The following is an 11098-nucleotide window of genomic DNA, read 5'->3' on the forward strand; positions in this document are numbered from 1 at the left end:
TGATCGACAAGGATCGCCTGTGGCATTTCAGGAATGTGTGATCGAAATCGCACAAGACCAGGCCGAAGCCTGGTCTGACGCGCTGTTCGACCTCGGCGCGCTGTCGGTCTCGGTGGAAGACGCCGATGCCGATACGCCCGACGAGCAGCCGCTGTTCGGCGAGCCCGGCATGGAGCCGACCCGCCTGGCATGGAACCGCTCGCGCGTGGTGGCACTGTTTGACGACAGCGCCGACCCCGTGCTGGTGGTGGCCGCCGCCGCCAATGCACTGGGTATCGACCCGGTGCCGGCGTACCAGTTGCGCCCGGTGGAAGACCAGGACTGGGTGCGCCTGACGCAATCCCAGTTCGCGCCGATCCGCATCGGCGAGCGCATCTGGGTGGTGCCGTCCTGGCACGATGCGCCGGAACCCGACGCGGTGGTGCTGGAGCTGGACCCGGGCCTCGCCTTCGGTACCGGCAGCCATCCCACCACGCGGTTGTGCATGCAGTGGCTGGAACAGAACATCAAGGCCGGCGAAACGGTGCTCGACTACGGCTGTGGCTCGGGCATCCTCGCCATCGTGGCGCGCAAGCTGGGTGCCGGCGACACGCTCGGCATCGATATCGACCCCAACGCGGTGGAAGCCTCGCGCTATAACGCCGAGCGCAATCGCGTGGAGGCCACCTTCGCGCTGCCGGAAACCGTCTCCGAGGCCAGCTACGACCTCGTCGTCGCCAATATCCTGTCCAACCCGCTGAAGCTGATGGCTGCCATGCTGAGCGCACGGGTTCGCCCCGGCGGCCGGCTGGTGCTGTCGGGCGTGCTGGAGCGGCAGGCCGACGAAGTCGCCGCGGCCTACGCGCCTTGGCTGCCCATGTCGGTCTGGCGCAGCGAGGAAGGCTGGGTCTGCCTGCACGGCACCCGCGGTGAAGGCCCCGGCACCCAAAGCTGAGCCCAGCCCATGGCCGCAGCCAAGCTCGTCACGCGTTGCCCGGCCTGTCGCACTGCCTTCCGGCTGGTGGCGGACCAGTTGCGGCTGCGCCAGGGGCTGGTCCGCTGCGGCCAGTGCGATACCGTCTTCGATGCGCGCGAGCACCTGATCGAGCTGCCGGCGCCCGAGCCGGCAGGCAGCCCTGAGACCGCCGCGCAGTCGGCGGGAAGCACTACCGCCCCTGCCCCTGCCGAGTCCCCGGCACATGAGGCGCCCGTCGAGCACGCGCACGACGAAGCGCAACACGAAGGAGCCCACGAAGAATCACACAAGGCCGCCCGCGCGCCGCGCGCGCCGCGCAAGCGCTCTCATGCCGACGCGCACCCGGACACGCAAGCGCACGCCGTCGAAGCTGCTGCTGTACCGCACGAGGCAGCACACTTCGACACGCGCCCCTCCGACGACAACGACGACGACGCCGACGAGAGCCGCCCCGCCGCTGCGCCCTTTGACCCCGGCTACGACCCTGGCTATGACGTGCCGGCGCTCGACGCGCCCACCGTCATGCTGTACCAGACGCAGGCGGAAGCAGACGAGGCCGTGCAGGCCAGCAACCGTCAGGCGGAGCCGGAAGCCGGCACTGCGGACTCAGACACCGGTGAGGACGAGGACGAGCCCTCCGCGGTATTCGTGCCCGGCATCGTCGAGGGCGAGGAAGTTGGCCTTGCCGCCGACGCCGAGGGAGCCGAGGCAGACGCGCCGCGGGCAAGCGAAGCACCCGCCCCCGCGCCGGAAGCGGCACCCTGGCCGCAACTCGACCCCAGCACGCTAGGCGACGACGATGCCACGCACACTGCGGACATCGCCGATACGGAAAGTGCTGCCGACACGGCGAAAGCGGCGAACGAAGCATCCGCCACCAGCCATGCCGCCACGAGCACTGCCCCCAACGCCGCCAACGCTGACACTGCGGCCGTCCCGAGCGCAAGCGGTTACCTTCGCGCCGAAGCGCAGGACGACCTCCCCGAGATTCCCGCAGCCATCGCACGCGAGCAGGCCGAGCGGCCGTGGATGCGCAGCGACACGCCTGCCACCCCGTCCTTCGCGCCCGACTTCCTGCGCCACGCGCGCGAGCGCGATCCTGGCCCGGCCAGGCGCAAGCGCGTGCTGCAAAGGCTGGCAATCGGGTTCCTGGTGATCGCGGGACTGCTACAAGGCACCTACCTGGCGCGCAGCCAGTTGTCCGGCCGCTTCCCCGTATTGCGCCCCGCCTTCGAGGCGGCCTGCGCGCCGCTGGGTTGCGAGGTGGCACCATGGCGCGACATCGACGCCTTGCGCATCGAGAGCTCGCTGCTGCAAAAGCAGGATGAAGAATCCGACGCCTACCTGCTCGCCGTCACGCTGCGCAACCAAGGCCGCGCCACCGTGGCGCTGCCCGCCATCGAGCTGGTCATGACGGACCTCCAGGACCAGCTCCTGCTACGCCGTGTGCTGCAACCCGCCGACTATCTCGAAACCGGGCAGCAGGCCTTTGCCACACATGGCCTGCGGGCAGGCACGGAGCTGCCGGTTCGGGTACGATTCCGGTCGCAGCAGGCGGCGGCAAACTACCGCGTGCTGATCTTCTATCCCTGAATTCCACCCGGGCTCGCCGCTCATTCCGGGCGCCCCCATTCGCGAGCCCGCATTTCACACAGGAGCACATATGAGCAACGTCACCCTCGGCGGCAACGCCATCGAAGTCGGCGGCAAGTTTCCGCAAGCCGGCGACAAGGCCCCCGCATTCTCGCTGGTCGGCAAGGACCTGAAGGACGTCACGCTGGCCGACTTTGCCGGCAAGCGCAAGGTGCTCAATATCGTCCCCAGCCTGGACACCCCGGTGTGCCAGGCTTCGGCCCGCAAGTTCAATGAAGCCGCCAGCGGCCTGGCCAACACCGTCGTGCTGACCATCTCGGCCGACCTGCCGTTCGCCATGGGCCGCTTCTGCACCGCTGAAGGCCTGGCCAACGTGGTGCCGCTGTCGCTGATGCGCGGTGCCGAGTTCAAGGGCAACTACGGCGTGGATGTCAAGACCGGCCCGCTGGCCGGCGTGACCGCGCGCGCCGTGGTGGTGCTCGATGAGAACGACACCGTGAAGTACAGCGAACTGGTCTCGGAAATCAAGAACGAGCCGAACTACGACGCCGCACTGGCCGCACTGAAGTAAGCGCGCCACCTGCCAGGCGCGGCCACCCGGCAAAACGGGTGGCCGTTTTTGCATTCAGGGGCACCGGCCTGACCCGGTGGCCCCGTCAGTCCGCATTACGAGAATTGGAGAGAGCATGTCCAGCCTGATCTGTGGCTCCGTTGCCTACGACACCATCATGACGTTCGAGGGGCATTTCCGCGAACATATCCTGCCCGACCAGATCCACATGCTGAACGTGTCCTTCCTGGTCCCGTCCATGCGCCGCGAGTTCGGCGGCTGTGCCGGCAATATCGCCTACTCGCTCAAGCTGCTTGGCGGCGATCCGGTGATCATGGCCACCGTCGGCGTCGACGCCGAGCCCTACCTGCAACACCTGCGCGCGCTCGATATCGGCACCGAGCACATCCGCACCCTGCCCGACACCTTCACCGCGCAGGCAATGATCACGACCGACCTGGAGAACAACCAGATCACGGCGTTCCACCCTGGCGCGATGAACCAGTCGCAGCTCTCGCAGGTGCAGGACGCGCTCGGCGGCAGCAATGCGCCCGGCCTGGGCATCGTCGCCCCCGACAGCCGCGAAGGCATGCTGCACCACGCGCGCCAGTTCGCCGCCGCCGGCGTGCCGTTCATCTTTGACCTGGGCCAGGCCATGCCGCTGTTCAACGGCGATGATCTGCGCCAGTTCGTTGAACTTGCCAGCTACGTGACGGTCAATGACTACGAAGCCCAGGTTCTGTTGTCTCGTACCGGCTGGACCAGCGACGAAGTCGCCGCCCAGGTCAAGGCCTTCATCGTGACCCACGGCGAGAAGGGCGCCACCGTCTTCGCCGACAAGCAGAAGTACAATATCGCCTCCGTGAAAGCGGATCGTGTCGTCGATCCGACGGGCTGCGGCGATGCCTTCCGCGGCGGCCTGCTCTACGGCATCGAACGGGGCTTCGACTGGGAAACTACGGGCCGGCTTGCCAGCCTGATGGGCTCCATCAAGATCGCGCACCAGGGTCCGCAGAACCATAAGCCGTCGCGCGACGAAATCGGTGAACGCTTCCAGTCCGCTTTTGGCTATCGCTACGAGTAACACCTTTTTCGGGATTGATCCTATGCACACCCTGATCCGCACCAGCGCCATCGCGCTCGCCGCCGCCGCCACCCTGGTGGCTGGCTGCGCTTCGCAGTCGAACTCCGCCAGCATCTACACCCCGGGCCAGGCGCAGCGCGAGCAGACCTTGCGCTATGGCGTGGTCGAGACGGTTCGCGAGGTGCTGATCCAGGGCGACCAGACCGGCGCCGGCACCATCGCCGGTGGCGCCATCGGCGGCATCGCCGCGGGCAGCACCATCGGCCGCGGCGGCGGCTCGGTGGCGGCCGGCGTGCTGGGCGCCGTGCTCGGCGGCATCACCGGCAGCATGGCCGAGAACAAGATCAGCCAGCGCCGCGGCCTGGAAATCACCGTGCGCCTGGACAACGGCGACATGCGCGCCATCGTCCAGGACGCCGACGAAGCCTTCCGTCCGGGCGAGCGCGTGCGCTTGCTGTCGTCGGGCGGCACGACCCGCGTCACGCACTAAGCGCAGGACGCAGGACGGCATTTGGGCGGCCCTGGATGGCCGCGCAGCGGCAGGCGCAACCCAAGGGTGCCGCCCTGCCGCGCAACGGCTCCTGGCACGCTCTGAAGCGGTCTGCTGGGCCGCGGCAGACGCCGCAACGCAACCCTGGCAAAGCGCTGACTCCTTCACCGGAGCAGCGCTTTTTCTTTGCTGCGATCCCGGCCCGGGCTCCGGCGTCCCGCTTCCCGCTTTCCGATCGCCCATGAAAAAACCCGCCGGGCTTGCACCATCGGCGGGTTGGCAAGACTCGCGTCTTGCGGACCGGATACGCGGTATCCGGTCAGTGCGGCACGCCCTGCGTGCCTTGGCAATTCCCAGCGGTAGCCGTTACCAGCACGCTTACGGACGGGTGCCCGTGGGGAAAGGCCATGCCGCAGCCGGGTTCAGCGCGGTCTTGGCAGCTGCAGCGGGTGCAACAGCAGGTGCAGCGGCAGGCTTGGCAGGCGCGGCCTTCTTGGCAGCAGCCTTCTTGGCCGGTGCCTTCTTGGCAGCAGGCGCCTTCTTGGCCGGCGCAGCCTTCTTGGCAGCAGCAGCCTTCTTGGCAGGCGCGGCCTTCTTTGCCGGAGCAGCCTTCTTGGCCGGTGCGGCCTTCTTGGCGGCGACCTTCTTGGCCGGTGCGGCCTTCTTCGCTACAACCTTCTTGGCGGCAGCTTTCTTGGCCGGTGCGGCCTTCTTGGCTACGACCTTCTTGGCTGCGGCCTTCTTGGCCGGTGCGGCTGCCTTCTTGGCCGGCGCTGCCTTCTTCGCTACGACCTTCTTGGCGGCGACCTTCTTCACTGCAGCCTTCTTGGCCGGTGCGGCCTTCTTGGCGGCGACCTTCTTCACTGCGGCTTTCTTGGCCGGGGCGGCTGCCTTCTTGGCGGCCGGCTTGGCGGCGGCCTTCTTAGCCGCCGGTTTCTTCTTTGCAGTCGTTGCCATGGATAACTCCTTCACTTGAGAGTGAATATCGAATGACCTAAGTTGGCGACCCGACCGACCCGAGGCGCGATACAGCGGTGCGACCCCAATCGAGCGAGCGATTCATCGGCGCACGGCAACGTTGTGGCCGCACGCTAATGAATTCGGTGGCAGGGGCACCGCGGCGCGCGGTGCGAATGTGGCCAAGCGGAGCCCGCAGCCGGGCTTCTGACGCTTGCCGCGCCCTGGAATATTCGATCTGCCCGCGCCATCCGCCGGATCGGCGCGCGACATGAAAAGAAGAGATATCGGCCGGCATTTCCGCGATGCGGGCTAGGCCACGCACACCACGTACGGCATTTTTTCGGGGGTAGTTCGCCCATCCCGTTGCTGGGCCAAAGGAGACTGCACGCGTTTTAGAAAACCAGTACGGCTTGGTCTGCGTCAAAGTTCTAGTGCTCCTGAGCTACCTGTTTCATTGCATCGAAGTGGGTGGCGCTCATCGTTGCGCATCACGTCCAACCTCATCGTTGCATCTTGCTGTCTTGCTTGCCTCGCAAGCCATGCAATGAAGTGAGACTCTTGTCAAGGCGAATCATAATTCGTTTGTTGGGCGATGTTAAGAAAAAAGTGCAAAAAAACTTGCGCGCGAGCATGACAACTTCATCGTCTTCGTCGTTGCGCTGCGCGGACCTCGCCTTTGCTTGCGCGCGCTGCGCTCTCACCGCGTCTCTCGTCCCCTCTCGACGCTCTCTCGCGAGCATGCTCGACGCAGCTTCGACACAGCGTCGCGCGAGCGTTACGACGTTGCCGGCACGCTCCGCTTTTTCATCGCGCGCATCGCTGCCTGCGCGCCTTCGAGGCGCTTGAACGACACGCTTGCCGACCATTCCGGAAAACCGGAAACCCGCATGTGCAAAGGCTTTTCGGGAAACTAAAAACTTCCGCGAGACAACCGCGCGCACGCCTCGCGCCGTCGTTGCCACGCGTGCTGCCCGGATGCGAGCGAGCACGGCGAGCGCATCGACAGCGCCACCGCGAAGACTCGCATCGGCAACGCGGCGCGCAGCGCGGACGCTGCGCATCTGCGTATCCCGGCACGCGCGTTCACGCGCAGCGCGAGCAGTGATGCGCCGACGCAACGGTTTGAGAATCGTCACCGCGACACGCGCGCTCCAACGATGCGCGAACGATGCTCGGACGATGTCGAACGCCATCTCGCACTCGCATCGCGCAGGCGTCGTCGACGCGTGAGATGCCATCGCGAGCCGCGCATTGCCGGTGGTGTCGCCGGTGGTCTCACGGTGGTGTCGGCATGCGTCCGGCAGTGGATGACTCAACGCGTCGACCAGGACGACAGATCGCCTGGCGAGGCATCGGCTTGCGCACCATCCGAATGGACTACTGCCAACGGATCAGGTCGCCGATGCGCGCAAGCAACGAGAGAGGGGACGGCCGCACGCGCCGGCGCGTCCTGCGGCAGCAAGCGCGGCATGTTGCCCCACTTGAAACGCACGGCTAGAGGATTGCTTCGAGTGGCGGCCAGCGGACAATTTGCTGCATGACAGAATCGGCCTGTTGCCAGCCGCCAGGCCGGTCTGCGGCAGGTGCCGGGGCGGCTTTGGTGCGTACGCAAAGGCGGGCTGGCGATTGCGGCGCGAGCCCATCGCCAGTAGATTGGCGTACGCGCGCCGCCGGGCTGGTCCTGCGCCGGTATCATGGCGCGCGCCAACTCGAAGAGGAGATCCCAATGCACTTTACTGCCCCCCGCTCCGTCGCACGCGCCGCCGCCGTCGCGGCTCGCACCGCCGTGCTCGCAGGTGCGCTGCTGGGTAGCGCCGTTGCGCTGGCCCAGGCCACCCCGACCGGCTCATGGAAGACCATCGACGACGCCACCGGAAAGCCGCGCGGCCTGGTGGAGATCAGCGAACAGAACGGTGTCTACAGCGGCAAGCTCGTCAAGAGCTTCGTCGAGAGCGACGGCAAGCCCAAGGTGTGCGACAAGTGCACCGACGCGCGCCGCGACCAGCCCATCATGGGGATGACCATCATCACCGGCCTGCGCAAGACCGGCGACAACGAGTGGAGCGGCGGCGAGATCCTCGACCCCGAAAGCGGCAAGCTCTACAAGACCAAGATGTCGCTGGCGGACGATGGCAAGAAGCTCAACGTGCGCGGCTTCATCGGCATCAGCCTGCTGGGCCGCACCCAGACCTGGGAGCGCGAACGCTAGCCTGCCACGACGGGCGGTGCCGGTGCCACCAACGGCACCGGCCACACCGCCTGGTTGCCTTTGCGCATCACCTCCGCCACACCCTTCCCCGCCCATCCCGCCACTACCGCCCGCGCCCCCTTGCGCGGCATGCGGCCCGTTGCCTGCCATGCGCTGCCCGCATGACGACATGCGCAGAATTCGTTTTCGGCCCGACCTCGCTCCTCCTACCATCGGGTTACCTGCCGTGCGCCGCTTTATCCCCGACCGCACCGGGCGGCGCTGCCACGCCGGCCCGGCATCGACACGGTCCGCGCGCCGGGCCCGCCAACCCAGGAGGATGTCATGCACGCAAGCGCCCACCCAGAAGCGCCATCGAAGCCACCAAGCGTCAGCGGCGCGCAACGCCGCCGCGCCATCGTCGCCACCGTGATCGGCAACGGTCTCGAGTGGTTCGATTTCACCGTCTACAGCTTCTTCGCCGTCATCATCGCGAAGCTCTTCTTCCCCACCGGCAACGATCTGTCCTCGCTCCTGCTTGCGGTTGCCACGTTTGGCGTGGGATTCTTCATGCGGCCGGTCGGCGGCATCGTCCTCGGGGTATACGCCGACCGCGTGGGCCGCAAGGCGGCGCTGTCGCTGACCATCCTGCTGATGGCGCTGGGCACCACCATGATCGGCCTGGCGCCCACCTATGATCAGATCGGCCTGTTCGCGCCGCTGCTGATCGTGGTGGCACGGCTGCTGCAGGGCTTCTCGGCCGGTGGCGAGATGGGCGGCGCCACCGCCTTCCTGACCGAGTACGCACCGGTGGAGCGCCGCGCCTACTACTCCAGCTGGATTCAGGCGAGCATCGGCGTGGCCGTGCTGCTGGGCGCCGCGGTCGGTACCTTCGTCACCTCCGCGCTGAGCACCGAGGCGCTCAATAACTGGGGCTGGCGCCTGCCCTTCCTGCTCGGCATCGTGATCGGGCCGGTGGGCTACTACATCCGCCATCACCTCGACGAGACGCCGACCTTCCGCGATGCCACCGACAAGTCGGATTCGCCGCTGGCCGAAGTATTGCGCGACTACCCGCGCCAGACCGCGGCCAGCTTTTCAATGGTGATCCTGTGGACCGTCTGCACCTATGTGCTGCTGTTCTATATGCCGACGTACTCGGTCAAAGTGCTCCATGTGTCGCAGTCGACCGGCTTTATCGCCGGCATGGTGGGAGGCCTGGCGATCATGGTGTGTTCGCCGCTGGTGGGGCTGCTGGCCGATCGCATCGGGCGCCGCGTGCTGCTGTCGAGTTCCGCGCTGCTGATCCTGTTGCTGGCTTACCCGATGTTCGTCTACATCAACCAGGCCCCGGGGCTGGCTTCGCTGGTGGTCTTCCAGCTGGTGTTCGGCGTGCTGATCGCCACCTACACCGGCCCGATCCTGGCGGCGTTCTCCGAGCTGTTCCCGGCCAAGGTGCTGTCGACTGGATTGTCGGTGGCCTACAACCTGGCGGTCACCATCTTCGGCGGCTTCGCGTCATTCATCATCACCTGGCTGATCGCCAGCACGGGCAGCACCATGGCGCCGGCGTTCTACGTGATGTTCGCCGCCGCCATCAGCCTGGCCGGCACGCGCCTGGTGCGCGAGCCCGCCTACCTGCGCCCGGCGCAGGCTACCCGAGCCGCTCAACCCGTCTAATGACTGTCCCGCGCATGAAACAGATCCTGCTTAAGGGCGGCAACGTCCTCGACCCTGCCCACGGCAGCCTCCTGCAACGCCACGATGTGCTGATCGAGGGCGAACGCATCGCCGAAGTATCGGCCACGCCGATCCACGCCCCCGCAGCACAGGTGATCGACCTCGCCGGCAAGACCGTAATGCCCGGGCTGATCGACTGCCACGTGCACGTGCTGGCCTCGCTGGCCAACCTCGGCCTGAACGCGGTGCAGCCTAATGTACTGGTGGCGTTTCGCGCCATGCCGATCATGAAGGCCATGCTCGAGCGCGGCTTCACCACCGTGCGCGATGCGGGCGGCGCCGACTGGGGCCTGTCACAGGCAATCGAGGCCGGCCTGGTGCCGGGCCCGCGCATCTTCCCGTCCGGCAAGGCACTGTCGCAGACCGGCGGGCACGGCGACTTCCGCCCGCGCGCCGATGTGCTGGAGCCATGCTCGTGCGCCTTTCGCGCCGGCGCCATCGCCCGTGTGGCCGATGGCGTGGACGCGGTGCGCCTGGCGGTGCGCGAAGAGATCCAGAAGGGCGCCACGCAGATCAAGATCATGGCGTCCGGCGGCGTGGCTTCGCCCACCGACCCGATCGGCAACACGCAATACAGCGAAGACGAGATCCGCGCCATCGTGGCGGAGGCCGAGGCAGCCCAGACGTATGTGATGGCGCACGCCTACACCGGCCGCGCCATCGCGCGCGCGGTGCGCTGCGGCGTGCGCACCATCGAGCACGGCAACTTGGTCGACCGCGCAGCCGCGCGCGTGATGCGCGAGCATGGCGCGTTCGTGGTACCCACCCTGGTCACCTACGAAGCGCTCGCGCGCGACGGCGCACGCCTTGGCTTGCCGGCGGCATCGGTGGCCAAGATCGAAACCGTGCGCCAGGCCGGCCGCGATTCACTCGGCATCTACGCGCAAGCCGGCGTGCCGATGGGCTTTGGCTCCGACCTGCTGGGCGAGATGCACCAGGACCAGTCGGATGAGTTCCGCATCCGCGCGGAGCTGCTCGGCAACCTGGAAGCGATCCGCAGCGCCACCTCGATCGCCGCCGCGATCCTGCAGCGCGAAGGGGAGCTCGGCACCGTGCGGGCCGGCGCGCTGGCGGACCTGATAGCGGTCGATGGCAACCCGCTGGCGGACATCAGTGTGCTGTGCGGCCAGGGCGAGCACCTGGCAATGGTGATGCAGGCAGGACGGCTGCATCGCCAGCCCGCCTGAACGAAGCCAGCAGCCGGGCCAAAGCCCCGTGCTACGACGACGGCTGTCGCTCCCTCTCCCCTCACGGGGAGAGGGTTGGGGAGAGGGGCGGTTTGGCTAGGAGCCACTTGAAGCGAAGCCCAGTGTTTTCCAGCACGCAGGCGTAACGATCGCCCGCCCTCTCCCCCAGGCCCTCTCCCACAAGTGGGAGAGGGGAGCAAACCAGCGGCAAGATAAACCAATTGTGGTAGCCGTGATTCTCGCCCCACGGGCGGGAATCACCCAAGCGCGATGCGAAGCGAGCCGTCAAGGTTTGAATCTCCCGTTATGCGGCGCCTCGTCGGCAAGCCAAAAGAGCGGAAAAGAGGGACC

At 67.1% G+C, this 11098-nt stretch carries 10 protein-coding genes; 8 read left to right on the forward strand and 2 right to left on the reverse strand.

The features are described 5' to 3' along the window. Nucleotides 1–19: 19 nt before the first annotated feature. From prmA to ACYP5B_RS24335, 5 genes are all read left to right on the forward strand, one after another. Nucleotides 20–934 carry a 50S ribosomal protein L11 methyltransferase gene (gene prmA, locus ACYP5B_RS24315; RefSeq protein ID WP_267604436.1) on the forward strand — a complete coding sequence of 305 codons (915 nt, stop codon included), beginning with the start codon at nucleotides 20–22 and terminating at the stop codon, nucleotides 932–934. Between the two features lie 9 nt (nucleotides 935–943). Beyond that, on the forward strand, nucleotides 944–2548 hold the full coding sequence (locus ACYP5B_RS24320) for a DUF3426 domain-containing protein (RefSeq protein ID WP_459571357.1): 1605 nt from the start codon (nucleotides 944–946) through the stop codon (nucleotides 2546–2548). A 70-nt stretch (nucleotides 2549–2618) separates the two neighbouring features. Further along, a complete protein-coding gene (gene tpx / locus ACYP5B_RS24325) occupies nucleotides 2619–3119 on the forward strand; it encodes a thiol peroxidase (protein ID WP_459571358.1) in 501 nt (166 codons plus the stop codon). 115 nt (nucleotides 3120–3234) lie between these two features. Beyond that, on the forward strand, nucleotides 3235–4182 hold the full coding sequence (locus ACYP5B_RS24330; protein WP_400093142.1) for a carbohydrate kinase family protein: 948 nt from the start codon (nucleotides 3235–3237) through the stop codon (nucleotides 4180–4182). 22 nt (nucleotides 4183–4204) lie between these two features. Continuing rightward, nucleotides 4205–4672, forward strand: a complete 468-nt coding sequence (locus ACYP5B_RS24335) for an outer membrane lipoprotein (protein ID WP_400093144.1) — start codon at nucleotides 4205–4207, stop codon at nucleotides 4670–4672. A gap of 378 nt (nucleotides 4673–5050) precedes the next feature. Here ACYP5B_RS24335 and ACYP5B_RS24340 read toward each other — a convergent pair whose 3' ends face one another. Further along, nucleotides 5051–5629 (reverse strand): histone H1-like DNA-binding protein, encoded by a 579-nt coding sequence (locus ACYP5B_RS24340; RefSeq protein WP_267604439.1) that lies wholly within the window; start codon nucleotides 5627–5629, stop codon nucleotides 5051–5053. A 503-nt stretch (nucleotides 5630–6132) separates the two neighbouring features. Next, on the reverse strand, nucleotides 6133–6825 hold the full coding sequence (locus ACYP5B_RS24345; RefSeq protein ID WP_459571359.1) for a hypothetical protein: 693 nt from the start codon (nucleotides 6823–6825) through the stop codon (nucleotides 6133–6135). A gap of 533 nt (nucleotides 6826–7358) precedes the next feature. Here ACYP5B_RS24345 and ACYP5B_RS24350 point away from each other — a divergent pair. The 3 genes from ACYP5B_RS24350 to ACYP5B_RS24360 all read left to right on the forward strand — a co-directional run bounded on the left by ACYP5B_RS24350 (nucleotide 7359) and on the right by ACYP5B_RS24360 (nucleotide 10747). After that, entirely contained in the window at nucleotides 7359–7841 is a 483-nt protein-coding gene (locus tag ACYP5B_RS24350; RefSeq protein ID WP_400093149.1) for a DUF2147 domain-containing protein, read from the forward strand. Between the two features lie 324 nt (nucleotides 7842–8165). Next, the gene (locus tag ACYP5B_RS24355; RefSeq protein WP_459571360.1) at nucleotides 8166–9500 is read left to right on the forward strand and encodes an MFS transporter; all 1335 of its coding nucleotides are present in this window, start codon (nucleotides 8166–8168) and stop codon (nucleotides 9498–9500) included. A 14-nt stretch (nucleotides 9501–9514) separates the two neighbouring features. After that, nucleotides 9515–10747, forward strand: a complete 1233-nt coding sequence (locus ACYP5B_RS24360; RefSeq protein WP_459571361.1) for a metal-dependent hydrolase family protein — start codon at nucleotides 9515–9517, stop codon at nucleotides 10745–10747. Nucleotides 10748–11098: the final 351 nt, after the last annotated feature.

This window comes from Cupriavidus sp. 8B (genome assembly GCF_054589115.1).